This is a genomic window from Tumebacillus lipolyticus, assembly GCF_042682745.1.
Lineage (GTDB): Bacteria > Bacillota > Bacilli > Tumebacillales > Tumebacillaceae > Tumebacillus_A > Tumebacillus_A lipolyticus.
On record NZ_JBHUIO010000002.1, the window covers coordinates 1,005,136 to 1,024,700 of the forward strand.

The 19,565-nt window shown below is 56.2% G+C and carries 22 protein-coding genes, 1 riboswitch and 1 other annotated feature; of the genes, 3 read left to right on the forward strand and 19 right to left on the reverse strand.

The window, feature by feature from the left end:
- Positions 1-142: 142 nt before the first annotated feature.
- From ACFSOY_RS04015 to ACFSOY_RS04035, 5 genes are all read right to left on the reverse strand, one after another.
- Complete coding sequence (locus tag ACFSOY_RS04015) at positions 143-364, reverse strand: hypothetical protein (protein WP_386044233.1); 222 nt, start codon at positions 362-364, stop codon at positions 143-145.
- Positions 361-867: a hypothetical protein gene (locus tag ACFSOY_RS04020; RefSeq protein WP_386044234.1), complete on the reverse strand. Its 507-nt coding sequence runs from the start codon at positions 865-867 to the stop codon at positions 361-363. The genes ACFSOY_RS04015 and ACFSOY_RS04020 overlap by 4 nt, the downstream gene beginning before the upstream one ends.
- A gap of 112 nt (positions 868-979) precedes the next feature.
- Positions 980-1,237, reverse strand: a complete 258-nt coding sequence (locus tag ACFSOY_RS04025) for a hypothetical protein (protein WP_386044235.1) — start codon at positions 1,235-1,237, stop codon at positions 980-982.
- A 72-nt stretch (positions 1,238-1,309) separates the two neighbouring features.
- Positions 1,310-3,619 carry a DNA internalization-related competence protein ComEC/Rec2 gene (locus tag ACFSOY_RS04030; RefSeq protein ID WP_386044236.1) on the reverse strand — a complete coding sequence of 770 codons (2,310 nt, stop codon included), beginning with the start codon at positions 3,617-3,619 and terminating at the stop codon, positions 1,310-1,312.
- A gap of 199 nt (positions 3,620-3,818) precedes the next feature.
- Entirely contained in the window at positions 3,819-4,394 is a 576-nt protein-coding gene (locus tag ACFSOY_RS04035; RefSeq protein ID WP_386044237.1) for a helix-hairpin-helix domain-containing protein, read from the reverse strand.
- 169 nt (positions 4,395-4,563) lie between these two features.
- Here ACFSOY_RS04035 and ACFSOY_RS04040 point away from each other — a divergent pair, with 169 nt between their 5' ends.
- From ACFSOY_RS04040 to ACFSOY_RS04050, 3 genes are all read left to right on the forward strand, one after another.
- Entirely contained in the window at positions 4,564-5,088 is a 525-nt protein-coding gene (locus ACFSOY_RS04040; protein WP_386044238.1) for a YqeG family HAD IIIA-type phosphatase, read from the forward strand.
- Between the two features lie 59 nt (positions 5,089-5,147).
- Complete coding sequence (mntR, locus tag ACFSOY_RS04045) at positions 5,148-5,594, forward strand: transcriptional regulator MntR (RefSeq protein ID WP_386044239.1); 447 nt, start codon at positions 5,148-5,150, stop codon at positions 5,592-5,594.
- Between the two features lie 88 nt (positions 5,595-5,682).
- Positions 5,683-6,777, forward strand: a complete 1,095-nt coding sequence (locus tag ACFSOY_RS04050; protein ID WP_386044240.1) for a D-alanine--D-alanine ligase — start codon at positions 5,683-5,685, stop codon at positions 6,775-6,777.
- 62 nt (positions 6,778-6,839) lie between these two features.
- On the opposite strand, the gene ACFSOY_RS04055 is transcribed toward ACFSOY_RS04050, so the two are convergent.
- The 14 genes from ACFSOY_RS04055 to ACFSOY_RS04120 form a co-directional block, all read right to left on the reverse strand.
- Entirely contained in the window at positions 6,840-7,823 is a 984-nt protein-coding gene (locus ACFSOY_RS04055; protein WP_386044241.1) for a hypothetical protein, read from the reverse strand.
- A gap of 134 nt (positions 7,824-7,957) precedes the next feature.
- Positions 7,958-10,417 (reverse strand): leucine--tRNA ligase, encoded by a 2,460-nt coding sequence (gene leuS, locus ACFSOY_RS04060; protein WP_386044242.1) that lies wholly within the window; start codon positions 10,415-10,417, stop codon positions 7,958-7,960.
- 80 nt (positions 10,418-10,497) lie between these two features.
- Positions 10,498-10,733: a binding site (T-box leader), on the reverse strand.
- Between the two features lie 108 nt (positions 10,734-10,841).
- Positions 10,842-12,125: a LysM peptidoglycan-binding domain-containing protein gene (locus ACFSOY_RS04065; protein ID WP_386044243.1), complete on the reverse strand. Its 1,284-nt coding sequence runs from the start codon at positions 12,123-12,125 to the stop codon at positions 10,842-10,844.
- Positions 12,126-12,381: 256 nt separating this feature from the next.
- Positions 12,382-13,143, reverse strand: a complete 762-nt coding sequence (locus tag ACFSOY_RS04070) for a class I SAM-dependent DNA methyltransferase (RefSeq protein WP_386044244.1) — start codon at positions 13,141-13,143, stop codon at positions 12,382-12,384.
- A gap of 15 nt (positions 13,144-13,158) precedes the next feature.
- Positions 13,159-13,506 (reverse strand): ribosome silencing factor, encoded by a 348-nt coding sequence (rsfS, locus tag ACFSOY_RS04075; RefSeq protein WP_386044245.1) that lies wholly within the window; start codon positions 13,504-13,506, stop codon positions 13,159-13,161.
- A 60-nt stretch (positions 13,507-13,566) separates the two neighbouring features.
- The gene (gene yqeK / locus ACFSOY_RS04080) at positions 13,567-14,142 is read right to left on the reverse strand and encodes a bis(5'-nucleosyl)-tetraphosphatase (symmetrical) YqeK (RefSeq protein WP_386044246.1); all 576 of its coding nucleotides are present in this window, start codon (positions 14,140-14,142) and stop codon (positions 13,567-13,569) included.
- Positions 14,123-14,734 carry a nicotinate-nucleotide adenylyltransferase gene (gene nadD / locus ACFSOY_RS04085; RefSeq protein WP_386044247.1) on the reverse strand — a complete coding sequence of 204 codons (612 nt, stop codon included), beginning with the start codon at positions 14,732-14,734 and terminating at the stop codon, positions 14,123-14,125. The genes yqeK and nadD overlap by 20 nt, the downstream gene beginning before the upstream one ends.
- Before the next feature lie 38 nt (positions 14,735-14,772).
- Entirely contained in the window at positions 14,773-15,066 is a 294-nt protein-coding gene (yhbY, locus tag ACFSOY_RS04090) for a ribosome assembly RNA-binding protein YhbY (protein WP_386044248.1), read from the reverse strand.
- A 58-nt stretch (positions 15,067-15,124) separates the two neighbouring features.
- Positions 15,125-15,964: a shikimate dehydrogenase gene (gene aroE, locus ACFSOY_RS04095; RefSeq protein WP_386044249.1), complete on the reverse strand. Its 840-nt coding sequence runs from the start codon at positions 15,962-15,964 to the stop codon at positions 15,125-15,127.
- Positions 15,965-16,045: 81 nt separating this feature from the next.
- Positions 16,046-16,267 carry a hypothetical protein gene (locus tag ACFSOY_RS04100; protein ID WP_386044250.1) on the reverse strand — a complete coding sequence of 74 codons (222 nt, stop codon included), beginning with the start codon at positions 16,265-16,267 and terminating at the stop codon, positions 16,046-16,048.
- Positions 16,268-16,350: 83 nt separating this feature from the next.
- A complete protein-coding gene (gene yqeH, locus ACFSOY_RS04105; protein WP_386044251.1) occupies positions 16,351-17,472 on the reverse strand; it encodes a ribosome biogenesis GTPase YqeH in 1,122 nt (373 codons plus the stop codon).
- A gap of 8 nt (positions 17,473-17,480) precedes the next feature.
- On the reverse strand, positions 17,481-17,996 hold the full coding sequence (locus ACFSOY_RS04110) for a YqeG family HAD IIIA-type phosphatase (RefSeq protein ID WP_386044252.1): 516 nt from the start codon (positions 17,994-17,996) through the stop codon (positions 17,481-17,483).
- A gap of 281 nt (positions 17,997-18,277) precedes the next feature.
- Positions 18,278-18,412, reverse strand: a complete 135-nt coding sequence (locus ACFSOY_RS04115; RefSeq protein WP_386044253.1) for a hypothetical protein — start codon at positions 18,410-18,412, stop codon at positions 18,278-18,280.
- 264 nt (positions 18,413-18,676) lie between these two features.
- The gene (locus ACFSOY_RS04120) at positions 18,677-19,354 is read right to left on the reverse strand and encodes a C40 family peptidase (RefSeq protein WP_386044254.1); all 678 of its coding nucleotides are present in this window, start codon (positions 19,352-19,354) and stop codon (positions 18,677-18,679) included.
- Positions 19,355-19,361: 7 nt separating this feature from the next.
- Positions 19,362-19,496: riboswitch (cyclic di-AMP (ydaO/yuaA leader) on the reverse strand.
- Between the last annotated feature and the right edge of the window lie 69 nt (positions 19,497-19,565).

Sequence of the window (19,565 nt, forward strand, 5' to 3'; positions counted from 1 at the left end):
CCTCCTCATATAGTACGATGTCTCAACTCGGATAAAAGTTTCGCTTGATGTATCAATTCCGCACGACCGATCGTTCTCCTGCCAAGTTATAACAATGCAAAAACCCTCCGGTCGAAAACGCGGAGGGTCATCTATCGCTCGATCAATGCAATTGTTGGTTCGATTCGGCAAGCAGCTCTTGAATGCGCTTCGTCTCCGCGTCAACCGGGTTGTAGCCGGTTGGGCGAATCACTTCCCAGCGTGGAAAGAGCTCCCGCCGCACCATCTGCCCGTGCGTCAGATGTTCAGGCTGCATCCGAAACAGCTGATGCAGCGCCGATTCGTCGAAGTGACTAGGCGTTCGTTCCGGCGGCAGCTTGCTCATGCGCCACCCCAGGTGACCAGATCATCCGCTTCGCTGTCGCTCGCCGCTTCACGATCATACCCGCCCACTCGCATCAGCGTGACCAGCAGTTCGGCCAGGTCGTGCGTCGCCGAGTTCGGATTGTCTGTCGGGTGATCGAGCGGCAGCCGGCGCTCCCCTCTGATCACATACGTTTCCCTTCCGGCATGACCGACCGGCGTCAGCAGCGAGATCGAGTGTACATGACCTGTTCCCTGCACATCGCGCACGATCTCTTCGTCTCGACGCTTGTTCAAGTTCGGCACATGAACCAAAAAGGAGATGTGCACCTCTTCGCCCGCCTGTTCGATGTCCAGATCGCACCACGGGCTGGACTCATCGAGCAGATCGAGGCGCGAGCGGATCAGCGTGCTCAAGTCGCCGCTCACCGAGCCGAGCGGCATCTCCAGCCGAGAGCGAACGATGGTGACAGGGGCCAGCTCATCGAGGATATCGATCATCATCTTGACCCAAGTTTCATACATGAAAGAAAGCTCCCCCTTTTCAACCCAGATAGGTATAGCCTCAGTATCTTTCTTGGCGATCCCCTCTATGCGAAGAAATGGGCGGGACTTTCTGGATCGACTGCGATCCGATCTATTTGCGGCTGTGCACCAACTTGAAACGCTCTTTGCGCAGTTTGCGCTCCGTGTCCTCCTGATTGCTGATCAGCTGATCGGCTCGCCCGCGCAACAGCTCTCTGATTCCGTCGATCTGCTCGACAGCGACTGTCAAGTCTACAAACGACCGAATAAACTTGCCAGTCTCAAGCTTCAGAACCTCATGGCGCTGTTCGGCGATCCGTTTTGTCAGCTCTTGCAGCTCTGTGATCTGCTGTTCGACGCTCTGTTTCATCGCGGCACCCTTCCCCAGTCTCCGATCTTTCCTGTTAGCGTACGACGATTCCGCCTGTCGATCAATCCTCTATTATTTCCAGAGCGAGGAGCGGCGCAGCGACCCTGCTCCCTCGCGCAACTCCTCCACCCCGAGCCAAGATCTGATCGTCAGCGCGCGACCATCTGTCGTGCACTCGACAGCGCCCGCTCGATCGGTGCGCCAGATGTGCGCACCTTTCTGCTCCAAGCGCTCGATGGTGGAAGGAGCGGGATGACCGTAGCTGTTGCGCGCACCGACAGACAAGATCGCATGGTCGAGCGAGAAGTTGATATCTCGATCTGTTCGGCTTCCATGATGTGGAACTTTGAGGACGTCCACATGAGGAAGCGTTGTGCTGTACCCTTCCGCATCGCCGGTGAAGAGAAACGTCCGCTCCTTGTACTGCAGGGAGAAGACGAGCGAGTTCTCATTGCTGTCGTCCTCGCTGCTGAGCTGACGCTTGGGCGGGTTCCAGAAGGTGATGCGCAAGCGATCCTCCAGACTGATCGACCAGCCTGCTCTCGGCTCATAGATCGGGATCTGCCGCGCTCCGATCTCGCGCAACAGGTCTTGGAAAAACGGGCTTGGATCTTGCCGATTGGACAGCCAGACCTGACCGATCGAAAAGTGCTGCAGGACCGCTTTCATCCCTTTGATGTGGTCTTCATCCGCATGCGTGAGCACGAGCACATCGATCCTGTCGATGCCGTAGGAGGAAAGCGCCGGGACGACGATGCGCGCCCCGACATCGAAATCGCTCTTTGCAAAGCTGGGAATGCCGCCGCTGTCGACCAGCATCACCTGCCCGCTCGGCGTTCTGATCAGCGCCGCATCGCCCTGCCCCACATCGAGAAACAGGACGGACAGCTGTTGCGGGACAAGCTGGGGCAGCAAGTGCGTCAGGAGGAGGAAGATCGAGAGCAGCGCCACGGCTGGTTTGCGCCAAGCAGCATACCAGGTGGCGAGCTTCGCCGATCCGGGAAAGCTTCGGCAGGCAACGCCACACCAGCCTGCGTAGTAGCAGCAGAGCCACCATGCTGCAGGCGCACGATAATGCTGCGCGAACCACGCTTCCCTCCCTGCGAAGAGCAGCGGCTGCAGCAGCATGTCGAGCAACATCCTGGCCGCACAGGCGGGAAGGAAGCCCGCAAGCGGATGGAGCAGGCCGAGCAGAATCGTCAGGACGGAGAGCGGCAACAGCAGGATGAGAATCGGCACGATCAAGAGGTTGGCAAAAAAGGAGATCGGGGTGAAGGTGGGGGTTACTGTGAGGACGAGCGGGACGGAGAGCAGCTCCGCCGCCAGCGTGATCGCGAAGAGCGACGCCAGCCGGTCGGGGAGCGCGTGAAACAGGTGGCGCAATGGGGCTGTCAGCGTGAAGAGTCCGAGCGTCAGGATCATCGTCAGCTGAAAGCCGAGGTCTTGGAGCGAAAGCGGATTGATCAGCAGGGCGATCCATCCGGCAAGCGCCCACGAGGTGAGCAGGTCGCTGTCCCGGCTGACGATGCGCGAGATGCACCAGACGACAGCCATCACACATGCTCTGACGACAGAAGGGCCGCCTGCGGTGACCCCACCGTAGAGCAGAACGAGCACGATGCCGAGCGCAAAGCGCTTGCGCTCCGAGATGTTCAATCGTTTCAGCAGGGCGAGAAAGGGCACCAGCAGCATCGCCACATTTGCACCCGATACGGCCAAGATGTGCACCACCCCCATCACCCGAAACGAGTCGATCGTCTCCTCGTCGATCTCAGAGGTGATGCCAAACAGCAGCCCGGCGATCACATCGCCCCCTTCACCAGGGAAATGTTGCGCGACGACACCGATCAGTTTCTGTCGGAGCGGCACGAGCAGCCGTCCGTGCAAGCCTCGATCCGCTCTGCCGATCTTCTGATGCGCCTGAGCGGACAACGAATAGTGGATGCCAAGCCGCCCGTAGTAGGCGCGGGCATCAAACCCGCCCGGATTTTTCGGTGGCGACAGGCGCTCCAACACGCCTTCGATTCGCAGGAGGTCGCCATCGTCGACCTTTTGCTCTCGGCTCTGTTTCAGACGGACGACCGCGCGCTCCCCTCCTGCGCTCCGCAAGTGAAAGCTCCACGTTCCCCCTTTCCATGTCGGCTCTGAGACCACCGTCCCTTCGATCGTCACCTGCTGCCCGACATACGCTTCGAGCGACGGTCGATGCGCCCACTCGTAGCTGCTCGCATAAAAGGTGCCGACAGCAAACGCCAGCACGAGCAACCACTTCCTGGTGACGAGCAGCATGCAGAAGCTGACAACCACGACGATCCAGGAATGGCCTGCCATCGCGATTCCGAAAGCAAAAAAGAGACCTAGCGTAAACACTGGTCGGCGCATTGTAGTTCCTCTCCGCTTCCTCTTGAGCTTCCTCTCGATGATTCGTTTGAGAATGTGTGTAGATCGATCTGTGGACCCTCATGCTTGCGCGTTGCAGCGAGGGAAATGGTGGAGTGTGAGGGGGAAAATGAAGGGGTTCGGTTGTGGAAACTGCAAGCTGTCACGCGGCAGCTCCAAGTCTGCCCGCGCAGCTCGTCGATCATTCCACATAGACTTTGTCGCGCAGCCCGTCGATCAGCTTTTTGCTGATCCCGGAGATTTGCTTCAGATCATCGACCTGAAAAAAGCGTCCATGCGTTTGCCGATGCTCCACGATCGCTTGGGCGCGAATCGAGCCGATGCCCGGCAGCGTGTCCAACTGTTCGGCGGTGGCCGTGTTGAGGTTGAGCTTGCCCGCCTGCTGCGGTGGCTGCGGCTGGGTCGCTTGCGCAGACGCCGCTTCGGACGGCACGACGATCTGGCCGCCATCCTCGATCACCTGTGCGAGATTGATCCCTGCTAAATCTGCGCCTTCTGTGGAACCGCCTGCCGCCTGAATCGCGTCGACGACGCGGGAATCGGTCGGCAGCTGGTAGACGCCAGGATGGTGAACTTCCCCTTTGACATGGACTTTGATCTTGTCCAGCACAGGGGTGCGCTGCATGTTTTGTTCCAGTTCGATGCCCGCCTCCTTTGCCGTTCCCTGCTTGCCACCATACAGATACACACTGCCGGCGAGCAGGATGCCGAATAGAAACACCAAGAGAATCAGTCGCTCTTTCTTCTGCATGCGCATCGATCGCGCCTCCTCTCCAACAGAGTTCCCGACTACAGTTCGCTTTGCAGGAATTGTTTTCCTCCCCCTAGACAAAGGTAGTCACCAACTGACAAAAAATTACCTGCATCCTCCTCACCGCTCCCGCCAACCCTACCGATAACCGATCAATGCTGAGGAGGTCTCCGAGATGTTTTTTGAAAAGTTTGTGCCCAGCCTCCACCTGCACTCGATCTACGACATTCAGTTGGATCAACTGCAAGCGCGAGGGATCAAAGGCGTGATCACCAACCTCGACAACACGCTCGTCGAGCTGAACAGCTCCAAGCTGACAGCAGACTTGACCGGCTGGCTGCGCGCGATTCATCAGCACGGCATGAAAGTGGTGATCGTCTCCAACAACCGAGAGCTTCGCGTCGCCTCGTTCGCCCGCCCGCTCGGCATCCCGTTCGTCTACGAAGCGCGCAAGCCTTGGGGGCATCCGTTCGACAGAGCGCTGCGACTGCTGCACACCACTTCCCGCGACACGGTGGTGATCGGAGATCAACTGCTGACCGACATCGTCGGCGGCAACCGATTCGGATTTTATACGATCTGGGTGGATCCGATCTCCGCCAAAGAGGATTGGCGCACGAAGATCAATCGCTTTTTCGAGCGCATTCTGTACCGCTACCTGAAGCGCAAAGGGTATATGCCGTGGGACGATCGCTTGTAAGCGCTGTCCAGATGGTGTAGAATGGTATGTGCCATTGATAGGGAAAGTGAGGATTAGAGATGCTGACATCGAGCATGGAGGATTACCTTGAAAAAATCTATGAGCTGATGAAAGACAAAGGGTATGCCCGCGTCTCAGACATCGCCTCCTCGCTGTCTGTACAGCCGTCCTCCGTCACCAAGATGATTCAGAAGTTGGACGAGAAGAAGTTGGTCACCTATGAGAAGTACCGCGGGATCGTGCTCACTCCAAGAGGGGAGCAGCTCGGCAAGCTGATGAAACAGCGCCACAAGATGCTGGAAGAGTTTTTGCGCATCCTCGGCGTCTCAGAGGAGACGATTCAAAACGATGTGGAGGGCATCGAGCATCACGTTTCGCCTTCCACAATGGATGCGTTAAACAACCTCGTGCTGTTCTTCCACCAAAACCAAGAATGTCTGGATGAATTTAACGAGTTCTGCATCGAACTCGAAGAGCTCAAACAGGTAGATCGCGATAAAAAATGACCCTGGACTTCGATCCAGGGTTTTTTCGTCTGGACACACGCCTAGACCTTTTGCATAATAAAGTGGTTACAAGGAAAGGAGTGAGAGGATGAACCGGAAGATCAGAGTCGGAGTTGTCTTTGGCGGCAAATCTGGCGAACATGAGGTATCCATCCAATCTGCTCGATCTGTCATCGAGAATTTAGACCCAGCAAAATTTGACGTACTGCCGATCGGCATCGATAAGAAAGGAACGTGGCACGTAGGCCTCGGCGCCTACAATGCGCTGGGAGCGCCGATTCCCACGCAGCTGCTCACAGACGAGGTAGAAGCGGAAGCGGTCACCGAGCTCACCCCGCTCGCGCAGGGCGCGATCATGCCCCTGTCATCTGTCGGTGACATCGATGTGATTTTACCCATTCTGCACGGTCCGTTTGGTGAAGATGGAACGGTGCAGGGTTTGTTTGAACTGTTGAACCTCCCCTATGTCGGAGCTGGCGTGCTCGCCTCTTCTGTCGGCATGGACAAAGCGATGATGAAAAAGGTGTTTGCCGAAGAAGGACTGAAGCAGGCGCGCTATGAAGTGGTGTTGCGCTCTCGCTTTGAGCGCGAGCCGGAGCTTGTCACCGAGCGGGTGGAAGCTTCGATCGGCTATCCGTGCTTCATCAAGCCGGCCAACCTCGGCTCCTCTGTCGGCATTTCGAAAGCGAAAAACAGAGAGGAGCTGCATCTCGCCCTGCAGCTCGCTGCAAAATATGACCGCAAGATCATCATCGAAGAGGCGGTCGACGGTCGCGAGATCGAAGTCGCCGTGCTCGGCAACGAGGAACCGGCAGCTTCTGTCGCTGGCGAGATCGTCTCGTCGAGCGAAGATTTTTATGACTATCAAGCGAAATATTTGGATGGCGAATCGGTGATGATCATTCCTGCCGATCTGACACCTGAACAGTCTGACGAGGTGCGCCAACTGGCGATCCAAGCGTTCCTAGCGATCGACGGTTCCGGCCTCTCCCGCGTCGATTTTTTCCTCTGCCGCAAAACCGGACAGTTCTTGATCAATGAGATCAACACGTTCCCCGGCTTCACCATCTTCTCGATGTATCCGAAGCTTTGGGAAGTCACCGGCCTCCCCTACGACCAACTGCTGGAAAAGCTGATTGAACTGGCGATCGAACGCCACGAAGATAAAAATAGAGAGCGGTAAGCAACCGACAAAAAAACCGGGCTGGAATGCATCTTCCAGCCCGGTTTTTTACGTATATAAGATCACAGACCCAAGAAATGTTGAATGACTTTCCCCTCTGTCGAATACAGGGTGCCATCAAGGCTCAAGACATGGTGACCGAGATCGCCGCTGAGCTCGATCGCATCATATGGATGCGGCAAGCTTGCGGTCGATGCGAACGCCGCTTGGGCGGCAGGAATCTGCACGCTCGAATATTTGCCTTCGCCGACCAGCTTGGCGACCAGCTTGATCACGTTCAGGTAGCGCGTCGACGAACCTCCCGCCGCCGCCGCTTCGCGTGCTGCCGCATCGAGCTCCGCGTGGCCAGCGCCGCGCAGGTACTCACCGATCGCCGCCTGCAAGCGATCGAGATCATCATCTTGACGCAGCGCTGCCGGATAAGCGTCCACCTTGCCCGCTGCGATCACCACGCGCAGATCGGGTCGCTCTTGCAGCAGCGATACCGCCCCGTTTAACGCTGCGAGCAATCGAGCGTCCGCCTTCCGATCAGGTTGAGCTGCTGTGACCGCCTGTTGTGCGACATCAGCTTTTGCGAGCGGCTGCTCCGCCTGAACAGCTTGATCGGCTGGCAGCGATGCTTGGGCACCCCGCTCGTTCAACAGCGCCGCCAGCTGCTGATACTCGCTCTCCCCGATCTCGTACAGCCCGCCCTTGACCTGCGGAGTGAACTTCTGTCCGGTCAGCTCCTGCAGCTCCTCGCGTGTAATCCCGTCCTGCTTGTTCTCCAATGCAACCGTATAGGTAAATGGAACATGATAGAAAAACTCACCCGTCTGTCCTGGGTAAGTCATCTCTTCTTCAATGACAACCGGCTCTGACACGCGGCCAATCGCAAACACAGCATTGGAGCCGCCGTTGGCCTTCGTCTCCAGCAACAGAACAGGACGAGTCGTCTGGCTGAGTTCCTGTGCTTTGTTCGCTTCTTTGAACGAAATGCGATCGAACAAAGCGTCCCCCTTCTTGCGCCAGACTTGTTTGATGTAATAGGTGTTCGATTCACTCATCTCTGCGTATTCCTCCCGACTTTGATTCCATAGCCTACACTATTTCTCTATCTGACTACAAATTCCTTCAGGTAAATTTCTCCCGACCAAAAGAAGAGCCCTTGCAGAATCGCTCTGCAGGGGCTTCCTCCCAACTAGCCGATCACCAGATTGACCAGTTTGCTCGGCACCACGATCACCTTTTTGATCGTCTTGCCCTCGATCAGCGCATGAACCTTTTCCGATTCGATGACCGCCTTTTCGACCTCTTCGCGAGTGGCGCTCGCCGGGAAGACGATCTTGTCGCGAACTTTCCCGTTGATCTGCACCACATATTCGATCTCATCGAGCACGAGCGCCGACTGATCGTACACAGGCCACGCAACTTCGATCAGCGACTTCGCCTTGCCCATCGCTTCCCACAGTTCGGACGCGATGTGCGGTGCGGCCGGATAGAGCAGGCGAACGGCCGTTTCGATCGCTTCCGCCTTCAGCGCCGCATTCGCCTGTTCCGGATACGAATAGATCGCGTTGACCAGCTCCATGATCGCCGAGATGGCGGTGTTGAACTGATAGCGCTCCCCGATGTCCTCGGTGACCTTTTTGATCGCCGCATGCATCGCCATGCGCATCTTTTTCTCCGCATCGCCCGCAATGTTTGGCGTGCCACCCCGTCTGATGATCGCCATGTTCGACTCGACCATCCGCCAGACGCGCCCCAAGAAGCGATGCGCGCCCTCGATGCCTTGATCGCTCCACTCCAAGTCGCGATCCGGCGGAGCTGCGAACAGCATGAACACGCGAGCCGTATCGGCACCATATTTTGCGATGATGTCTTCCGGCGAGACGACATTGCCTTTCGACTTGGACATCTTCGCGCCGTTGAGCACGACCATGCCTTGCGTCAGCAGGCTTTCGAACGGTTCTGTAAAGTTGACCATCCCCGCGTCATACAGCACTTTGGTGAAGAAGCGGGAGTACAGCAGGTGCAAGACCGCATGCTCGATGCCCCCGATATATTTGTCGACCGGCAGCCAGTTGTTGACCGCCTCTGTGTCGAAAACTTTCGTCTCATCCTGTGCGGAGATGTAGCGCAGGTAGTACCAAGAGGAGTCGATAAACGTATCCATCGTATCTGTCTCGCGAGTCGCATGTCCGCCGCAGGACGGGCAGGTCGTGTTGACAAACTCATCGTTGGTCGCGAGCGGCGACTTGCCTTTCACCCCGAAGTCAACCTGTTCTGGCAACAGGACGGGCAGCTGATCTTTCGGCACCGGAACTGTTCCGCAAGCGGAGCACTGGATCATCGGGATCGGCGCCCCCCAGTAGCGTTGACGCGAGATCAACCAGTCGCGCAGGCGGAACGAGGTGGTCATCGAGCCCGCGCCCATCCCGGACAGTTTTTCCACGATCTTGACCAGCGCCTCGCGGTTGTGCAGGCCATCGAACTCGCCCGAGTTGACCATCGTGCCATCCTCGGTGATCGCAGCGTTCAGCTCGCCGATCTCGCCCGCGGCAGGCTGGATGACGACTTGCTTCGGCAGCTGGTACTTGCTGGCAAATTCGAAGTCGCGCTCATCGTGCGCCGGCACGCCCATCACCGCACCTGTCCCGTAATCGGGCAGCACGTAGTTGGCGATCCAGATCGGCACTTGCTCCCCGGTCAGCGGATGAACGGCGAACGCATCGATCGAGACGCCCTGCTTCTCCGCATCGGTGGAGGTGCGCTCGATCTCCGACGCCTTGCGCACCGCGTCGACAAACGCCTTGATCTCCTGCTCGCGCGGCGTTCCGGCGATCAGCTTGCCGACCAGCTCATGCTCCGGTGCGAGCACCAGATAGGAGACTCCGAACAGCGTGTCCGGTCTGGTGGTGAAGACGGTGACCGTCTCGTCCGTTCCGGCGATCGCGAAGGTGACGTCTGCGCCTGTGCTCTTGCCGATCCAGTTGCGCTGCATCGTCTTGACTTTGTCCGGCCAGCCAGGCAGGTTGTCAAGATCGTCCAGCAGGCGATCCGCATAGTCGGTGATGCGGAAGAACCATTGCTCCAGATCCTTTTTCACCACTTCGGTGCCACAGCGCCAGCAACCGCCATCTTCTACCTGCTCGTTGGCCAGCACCGTCGAGCATTCGGGACACCAGTTGACCGCCGCCTTCTTCTTGTATGCGAGGTCTCGTTCATAGAACAGCTGGAACAGCCACTGCGTCCATCTGTAGTAGTCTGGCGAACAGGTGGCAAGCTCGCGGGACCAGTCGTAGGAGATGCCCAGTTCCTTTTGCTGTTTTTTCATAAAGTCGATGTTCTCGTAGGTGGAGACGTTCGGATGAACACCATGCTTGATCGCATAGTTCTCCGCCGGCATCCCAAACGCATCCCAGCCCATCGGGTGCAGCACGTTGTATCCTTGCTGCTTTTTGAAGCGGGCAACCACATCGCCGATCGTGTAGACCCTAACGTGGCCCATATGCAGGCGCCCCGACGGATAGGGGAATTGCTCCAGCGTGTAATAGTACGGTTTGTTCGGGTCGCTTCCTGTCGCAAAAGCGCGCGTCTCTTCCCAATGAGTTTGCCACTTTTGTTCGATCTGTGCAGGTTCATAGCGTCGTTCGCTCATGAGGAAAACCTCCTTTGATGATGGAAGTAGCGCAAGAGTGCGGAGACATAATAAAACCTCCCACCCCCAGCGCTCGGTTCGCTAGGGACGAGAGGTTGAGTAAACATTCCCGTGGTACCACCCTAATTCAGCACCTGTCACAAACGGAGGACAGGAGCTCTCATTACGTCCGATAACGTGGACGAAACGGCAACGAGTACTCGATTCCCCGCTGCGGCTCTGAGGCGAGTTCATTCGACAAATCTTTACCGACTCTCACCGACCGTCGGCTCTCTGAAAAGTCGGTCGAATTACTGCTCCTCTTCAACGCCAGCTCATCTAACATGATGTGCAACTTGTTGTTAGTAGTATACGCATTTGAAAAACGTTTTGTCAACACGAACAATCAGATCATTTTGTGTTTTCTCAGGAGACATAAGTCCGTTCATTGCGCATCTCTGTGAATGGAATAGGTGTCCTTTAGCAATCGCCATTTTGACTCCAGCGTGCTGCCATGCACGAGGCAGGAGATCCCAGCCAGCTTAAGCTGGGTGACAAGATGCAGTTTTGCAGCAAGGCTGCGAACATCTTCATACCAGACTTCCCGTTTTTCTCCGTCCTCATTCCTGTAGTGAAACATCGGCGACATCGCTCGATCATCCCAGCAGATCTGCTTCGGCTGCAGGACTTCATCGTCACAGTGACCATGCAAGATCAAGGTCGGCAACCGATCGAGTCGATAGGGGATCGGCCAATCATAACCGAAAAACGGGAGTCCGAGCAGCAATTTTTGCCGGGGGACGACGGTCAGCGCATAGCGCAGTGACCGCTCGATCAGATGCAGGGGCGCGACCGCCATCGGCGGACCTTCCAACCTCCCGAACACTTCGTCCGCCTTCCAGACGAGGCGATCGACATGCTGACAGAGAAACTGCAGATCATAAGCGCCGAAGCGCAGATGCTCAGGGTTATCCTCCGCATGCGCTGGCACGCTGAGGTAGAGCTTGCAATCGATCCGTTTGAGCCGCAGGGACAGTTCACGGACAAAGCCATTGAACAGCGGCCGGAGTTGCGGGCTCATCTCCGGCATCTCCAGATGCAGCCCGATCAAACCGTTCTCGCTGATCTTCGACCGCAGCGCCGAAAAAAAGGCGCGCCTGCTCGGCAGATGGCTGAGCAATCGGTCGACACAGTCCCCATCGGCCATCGTGAGCAGGAGCAACCCGCACGTCTGCGCTCTGCTCAGCTCCTCGACCAACTGCGGCGAGAGGAAGGGCGGCATGCGCAGAGCACCGTCCTCCTCCGCCAGCGCATAGGCGATCGAAACGGAGGAGATGCTGTCTTTCGCCTCTTCTAGCGTCTGCAGATCATGCGCCTCTTCCTGCACTTCCCAGCGCATGTGCACTTCCATCCTGTGCTTCGCAAACAGCGGCACTGGCAAGGTGAGCCGCTGACCAGGCACGACCGTTTCGGCTGTGATCAGATTGGAGGCCAACACCATCTTCTCCGGCATGTGAAATCGGTTAGCGATTTTGCGTAAGGTGTCGCCCGCGCGAATCGGATAGGTCAGCAAGGTGGTGGGAACTGGCGACGGTACGAGCAGGGAACAGCCAGACACCAAGCTGTCATCCAGCCAGCCATTGAGCTGTTCGATCTCCGCACCGCTCACCCCGTACGCACGGCCGATGCTCGCGATCGTCTCCCCCGCTTTGACGAGGTGCACAAACATATCTGGCCCTTCACCTTCTCTCCCGTGGAGTACCATAAGGTATTCGATCCACAAAAGATGGGTGAAAGCGCAGCTCGTCCAAGCTGTGCGCCCCCCTGCCGCAACAAAAAACCGCTCGATCGCTCAAGCGGTTCCCCTCTCTGCTGCCAAAGCGTGCAAGCTTCCCCGCAGGATCGCCTCGCCTGCAACAGGACGAATGATGCGACCACTAGGGTGCAGCCAGCAAAAAAGCGCCCGAATCGTTCGGGCGCTCTGCCTATCTCGCGAGAAAAAAGTAGCGTTCTGTCGATTCTGTTGGCACGTCCCAACCAAAGTCAGCATATACTTGTACTGTTTGAAAGCCTGCATCGGTCAAAAGTTGCTCGACTGTCGACCGCTCATAGGCACGCTGGACGTGACGCTCGTGAAATCTTCGATACAGCTGCTCTTCCTCATCCTCGATCGCAAAAAACGTGATGTCATACTCGACGGTCGCCGTCTCCTGCTCATAGCGACTCTGCCACAGGTAGGTCACTTCTTCGCCCACCTCATAAAATACATTTTGACCGAGCTTTTCACGCAGTTTGTAGATCGTATGCATGTCGAAGAGAAACATTCCTCCCGGCCGCAACTGCGATTTTACTCGCGCGAACGCTTGGCCGAGCGAATCTTCGTCGAGAATGTAGTTGAGCCCGTCGCAAAAGGCGATCGCCACGTCGCATTTCTCAGGCAGGATCAGCTCGCGAACATCTTGGCAAAGAAAGCGAAGCCGAGGAGAATGCGCCTGTAGCTTCGCTTCCGCCTGTGCGAGCATGTCCTCCGACAGATCGACGCCGGTCACCTTATACCCTCGCTCATGCAGCATCAGCGAGATCGTCCCTGTACCGCAGCCAAGATCGGCGATATGTCGCGGCGACAGACCGTTTCTGGTCAGCGCCTCTTCCAAAAAAACCATCCAGGACTGGTACGGTGCATCTGCCATCAGCTGGTCGTAAAACAGGGCAAACTCTCCGTAACTGCCTTGATTTTGATCGCTCACTTCGAAAAACCTTCCTTATACGAGGCTCAGCTGTTTCGCGTCCCCCCAGACGCGCTCCAGGTTGTAAAACTCTCGTTCTTCTTGGCGGAACACATGAACCACAACATCACCAAAGTCAAGCAAAACCCAACGCGCTTCGTCATACCCTTCCATCGATTTGATGACATAACCTTGTTTGGCAAGTTTATCGCGCACGCCATTTGCGATTGCTTGTACTTGAGTGTTGGAATTCCCGCTGCAGATGATAAAATAGTCGGCGATCACCGAAAGTCCTTGAATGTCGAGGACCACCACATCGTTCGCTTTTTTATCTGCCACAGCGTCCGCAGCAGTATACGCCAATTCCAATACTCGATCGCTCATTTGCATGCCTCCTAATCAAAAGTGGGACTACAGGTAGTACATCATATTCGATGCGTTCCGTTAAAGTGTCCGCCTGTCCGAAACTGTGCGCCAGAGGTCGTTGCGCGCATAGATCGTCAGCGGAAAGATCGGCTTGTTCTTGTCGAGCAGGAAGCGAATCGTGTTATCGAACGCAGAAGCCAATGCCAGATCAAGATCTGCCTTCGCTTTTTCCCGCAGTTCCTCCACAGCCGGAAAAGATCGGCCCGCTTCGATGTAGTCTGCCAAACAAACCACTTTTTCAAGCTGTGACATCCCGATCCGGCCGGAGGTGTGATAGCGAATCGCGTCTGCGATCTCCTTGTCGTCAATGCCGAACACATCGGACAGCATCGAAGCTGCGATCGGGCCGTGCAGCATCTCCGCCACATCGAAAAACTCAGGGTTCACGCCCCGCTCCTTCGCCACTTCATACCACCGATCGACCGGCCACTCGCGCACATAATCGTGAATCCATCCAGCGATGCGCGCTTTTTTTGGATCGACACCAAAACGGCTCGCCAGCTCCTCTGCCGCTTCCACCACGCCGCAGACATGTTGAAAGCGGCGCGGACTTAGCGTTTCGCGAATCAGCTCTTTAATCTCCAATTCGTTCATATAGGCTGTTCTCCTTACTGTACCGTATGACCTTAGAGGGAACGAGATGCTCAACAGATAGATTCTTCAACATTCGCTCACGGATCCACGTGGAGGAGATGTTCAACCCCGGGATGTCCACATAGCGAACGCGATCGCTCAGATCTGTGCGCAAGGCGAGCACCGTTTCGGCGCTGGTCGTCAGGTCAAAGCCGGGGCGTGTCACCGCCAAGATGGTCGCGATCTCCAAGATGCGATCGACAGCGCGCCATTTCGGCAGGATCTGCAGATTGTCCGCCCCGATGATCAAAAACAGTTCCGCCTGCGGATAGAGCTGCTGAAAATGCTCAAGGGTGTCGACCGTAAACGAGGGACCCGGTCTGGTCAGCTCCCAATCGCACGCTTCGAACTTCGGCGCACCTTCGATCGCCAAGCGCACCATCGCCAGGCGATCCTTTCCCTCGCGGATCGATCTGCCCACTTTCAGCGGGTTCACCCCTGCCGGCATGAACAGCACCTTGTCCAGCCCCGCTTGCTCAAGCGACACTTGCGCTGCGACGAGGTGCCCGATATGCACCGGGTCGAAGGTGCCGCCGAAGATGCCAAGGCGCATCGTCAGCACCTCCTCCTCATTTTCCAGTTCAGATCCAACTAGTTCGGCAATTGGATCTGCTTGTCCTCCGCAGACTCCTTGTAGAGAACGACCGTCTTGCCGATCAGTTGGACGAGCTCAGCGCCTGAGCGCTCAGCAAGTGCTCTGGCCACCACATCTTTCTCCTCTTCGCAGTTTTGCAAGATGGAGATTTTGATCAGTTCATGCGTTTCAAAAGTCAGGTTGATCTGCTCGATCATGTTGTCAGAAACGCCACCTTTGCCCACCTGTGTCACCGGATTGAGGTGATGTGCGAGCGAGCGCAAGTAGCGCTTTTGTTTCCCAGTCAGCATACTATTTCATACTCCTTCACAGTCTGTCGCTTACTATTAAAGATTGAGTATAGCACGTCTACAAGCAGGTTTCCACCGTTCGCCTCATCACATCCACCGGAGCGTCCACTCCGGTCCAGTGAGCAAACGCGTGTGCACCTTGGTGGATAAACATCCCAAGCCCGCCGACGGTGATGCAACCGCGCGCCTTCGCCTCCTGCAACAAGCGCGTGTGCAGCGGATTGTAGATCAGGTCGCTCACCACCTGCCCAGGGCGCAATCGCTCCACTTGAATCGGCAACGCACCATCATCAGGGTGCATGCCCACCGGGGTGGTGTTGATGATCAGATCGTACGCGTCGAGCTGTGCGGCCGCCGCTTCCCAAGAGAGGGCAGCCGATCGAGTGAGCGCCTGGAGCTCATCGACCAACCCTGCCGCCTTTTCTGCTGTGCGCGCTGCGACCACCAGCTCGGAAGTCCCCCGCAGTGCGAGCTGCACGGTGACCGCGCGGGCTGCACCGCCCGCGCCCAACACCAGCACGCGCTGTCCGCTGACATTGAATCCAGTCTCCTCCTCCAGAGCGGAGAGATATCCGATCCCGTCTGTGTTGTAGCCGGTCAACACGCCTTGATCATTGACGACCGTGTTCACCGCCCCGATCAATTCTGCCTCCCTGCTCAGCCGATCCAAGTAGGGGATGATCGCCACCTTGTGCGGGATCGTCACATTCACGCCGCGCATCCGGAGGGTGCGAATCGATTCGACTGCGCTCTGCAACCTCTTCGGCTCCACATCGAATGCCAGATAGGAGTAGTCGAGCGAGAGGTGCGCAAACGCCGCATTGTGCATCTGCGGGGACTTGGAGTGCGCGACCGGATGCCCAAAAAGTCCAACCAAGCGAGTTGCGCTGGTAGGCATGTCCATCTCCCCTTTTCCTTCAGTGTAAAGCAAAGAAAGCGTAAAGCAAAGAAAAAAGACCCGCAACATCGGGCCTTCCGCTCATTTTCGAAATTCCATCTGCACCAGCATGCCGCCTTCCCGCAAGGCGAAAGTCAGGTCGTACAGCTGATAGTCGAGCAGTTCAGGCTCTTCTTCGCGAACCTCCTGCACCGCTCGGCGCAGTTTGCTCATCAGCTGCTCTAGGCGCAACCCTTCCCCTTCCGATCGGGCCACTACATATCGCTTGACCAATCGGCGGCGCTCTGTCGTCATCGTCTCCACCTACATCCCCTCGCCCCTATATCATCTGTATCTAAAATGTATGGGGGCGAAAGGGGAAATATGACTGCTGAGCGCGGAAAGGCTTAGATCAGGGCGCGTCTCGTATGCACTTCGACGCCTCTTGGCGCGTGGACGACCACCGTTGTGTAATGCATCCCGCGCACGGTGATCCAACCGAGCCCGGAGATCACGATGTCTTGGGGATGTCCCGACTTGAGCGTGATCTTGTGCGGCACCAGCTCCCGCAGATGATCGGGACATTTTTCACACGGTGGCACCAGCAGGGTGCCGAGGTGTTTGCTGTAGATCTCGTCTGCGTTCTCAAGCTTCGTGCGATGAACGCTCAACTGGTTGGCCGAATAGATCGTAAACCCTTGCTTCTCACCTGCCAGATAATCAAAACGGCACAGCCCGCCGAAGAACAGCGTCTGCTTGTCGTTCAATTGATACGTTTTCGGATTGATGTACGTCTCCGGCGTGATCGTGCGCAGACATTTCGGGCAGACCAGATCGGTCAGCCGATGCGTCGTCATGATCCCCGGCGTATCGATGATCGAACCGCTGTGACCGGGCAAGTCCATCTTAATCGTCGAGAGCGTCGTACCAGGATAGCGGGAGGTGGTGATCTCCGCCCCTTCCTCCTGTCCGTAGAGGTTGAGCAACCCGTTGATCAGGGTCGATTTCCCCACATTGGCGGTGCCGACCACGTAGACGTCACGATTCCCCACGCGCTCTTCGATCGCTTCTTTCACAAATTCGATGTTGATTCGCTTCTTCGCGGAGATGAGGATCGTGTCTGCAACCTTGACTCCCTGCTTCTCCACCTCTTTTTGCAACCAATGCTCCACCTTTTCAAAGTTGGTGACTTTCGGCAGCAAGTCCGCTTTGTTGGCGACGAGGATGATCGGATTTTGGCCCACATATCTGTTGATCTCTTTCACCCAAGAGCCGGCGAAATCGAACAGATCGACCACTTTCACGACCAATGCTGGCCGCTTGCCGATGTCGCGAAGAATCTTTTGAAAGCCTGCGTTGTCGAGCGTGACCGGCGCGACATCGCTGTAATGTTTGATCCGATAGCATCGCTGACAAACCGGATATTCTCGTTCGATCACCGAGTTTAACGGGGCATACCCCGGCTGCTCTTTCTCTTCTGTCTGGATGCCAATGCCGCAGCCAGTACAAATCAAATCCATCTCGGACATCTGTTCATTCACTCCCAAGGAATCATTCCGCGGCGGCGCAGGATCGAGAAGGCGATGCGCTCCATCATCCGCAACACTTTCGTGCCGATCCACTCTTTCTCTGCCACCGGCATGACGAGGATCGTATACATGTTCATCCGGTTGCCACCGAGCACGTCGGTGAACAGCTGATCGCCGATCATCACCGTCTCCTCGCGCCGGGTGCCCAGCATGTCGAGCGCGCGCAGAAAAGGAGCGCGCTTCGGCTTGCGCGCACGACCGATAAAGGGGATGTTCAACGGCTTGGAAAACCGCTCCACCCGATGATCTTTGTTGTTCGAAACGATGCACACTTTGATCCCGCGCGTATCGCGCACATGGTCGAGCCATTCGATCAGCTTAGGCGTGGCATCCGGTTCATCCCAGCGAACCAACGTGTTGTCAAGGTCGGTGATGATCGCCTTCACCCCGCGCTGTTCCAGCTGATCGAGATCGATGTCGAAAACCGATTCTACATAGAGATCGGGTATCAATTGAGTCAACATTTTCTTTTCACCTCAAAAGGTATCCGGTTGTACTAGCATTCCTTTCATCTGTAGAGAATATCACAGATGGAAACGTTTCAACAATTTGTTAACACAGTGATCGTGCAGTTCCCTATCGCTTTGCCTTAGGCAATAGTACCATGAAACATCAGGATGTATTACATTATTTTTCCCAAGCCCAAACGGATCGACAAGCGATCAGGAATAGAGACGATCTCGCGCTCCATATGCATAATCAAACCTCTAGGAGCAAAGGAGGGATTCCTGTAGGTCGCATCGATCTAACTGGCAGCGTTCACCTGCTCGATCTGCTGTTGGAAAACCAGATCGCACGCTGCGCAGCAAACCAGCTCAAACGTCGCATAGCGGTAAAAAGGTCGTACATCGTTCGCATCGCAGATCAGTAAGCGCGCCATACATGCGCTTAGATCCTAATGGCACCTACGGCTGGCTGGAACAGTACGAATCGATCTTAGACGAGCATCCTCATCTGGTCGAATGGGAGGAATCATGAGAAATGAAAAAACCTCTGTTCCCGGCTCGAGGGTAGGACAGAGGTTTTTTCGTATGTTTCTTTACTGTTGTATTGATGTAATTAGACAGAAGTAGATAAATTCCTTTTCGACATCTCTGGTAATTTTTGAGGAATCCACACTTTATTGTCAAAGGAATCGATCAGATTAGAGGTATGAACGTGCGCCGATATAGCGCGCGCCCCAATAGCCGCCACTTAGCGTGTCCACCTTCACTCCGTACGTCGAGTCGGCCGAGATAAACTGACCATTGCCGAGATAGATCCCGACATGAGTCGCCCCTGGGCCATACGTGGAGAAAAAGACCAGATCGCCCGCTTTGGGAGAGGTCGTCTGCGTGCCGCCTTTGTACATATCGGTGGAGATGCGCGGCAGATGCACGCCTTGCTGTGCCATCACATAGGAGACATATCCAGAGCAGTCAAAGCCGCTCGGCGTGTTGCCCGCCCATTTGTAAGGCACTCCCACATATTTCATCGCAGTCTCGACCACCTGAGGGGTGGCGGGACGGAGCTTCGCCGCCGCTTGGTCGATCAGCGGACCGGTCGTGGCACCGACCTTACCATTTTGCTCCAATCCGTGAGCAGCCTGAAATTTCTTGACTGCAGTCGCCGTGATCTCCCCATAGTAGCCGGTGTTTTCCGGATAGGAGAAGTATCCGAGCAGTCGCAGATCCTGTTGAAGCTTCGTCACATTCGAACCGGTGGAGCCGATCACGAGCATATGATCCCCATACGCATCCGGCGCCGCTTGAACTGCAGACGCCGCCACTGGAGACGCGATCATGATCATCGCAAGCATGCAAACTCTCAGCTGACGTTTCATAAAATGATTGACCTCCCGCAAGGCCTCCGAGGTTAGTTGACGGGTTCGGGTCGAGAGCAACCCTCCGCCAGATGGCGGTTCACCCCAAAATTCTAAAATATCCCCCGTACTGAAAATTTTTCAGATTCGGCCAAAACTCAACAAAAAAAATTCTATCATACGAATTGTCAGATTTCAATAAAAACAAGAGTGTCATCTCTGACAAAACTGT